At 73.9% G+C, this 330-nt stretch carries 1 protein-coding gene; it reads right to left on the reverse strand.

Annotated features, from left to right (window positions below):
* On the reverse strand, positions 1–330 hold a 330-nt coding region (locus PUR56_RS12305; RefSeq protein ID WP_329948915.1), incomplete at both ends, for a hypothetical protein.

Genomic DNA, 330 nt, shown 5'->3' on the forward strand with positions numbered 1-330 from the left:
CAGCGTGCGGATCCAGGGGACGGGCCCGGTCGAACGGGGCAGGTCCGCGGTCCGGACGCTGGCCGGGGACGCGACCGTCCTGCACAACCTGTTCGGCCTGCACGACCGGACCGCCGAGAGCACACCGGCGACCAGGGCGATGCCCGGGCCCGGGGCGCTCACGCCGAGTCGGCGCAGCCGCTGGTAGACGATCGCGGCCCAGACCGCCAGTGGCAGCGAGGCGACCAACGTGGTCGTCCCGGCACCGAGTTGGGCCAGGATCATGGTGACGGCGAGCGGGTGGGTGATGTAGGGCTCGCCGCTCTTCCGCTTCTGCCCGCGGTGGCTGGC

The sequence above is a fragment of the Streptomyces sp. BE303 genome (assembly GCF_036290945.1).
Taxonomy (GTDB): domain Bacteria; phylum Actinomycetota; class Actinomycetes; order Streptomycetales; family Streptomycetaceae; genus Kitasatospora.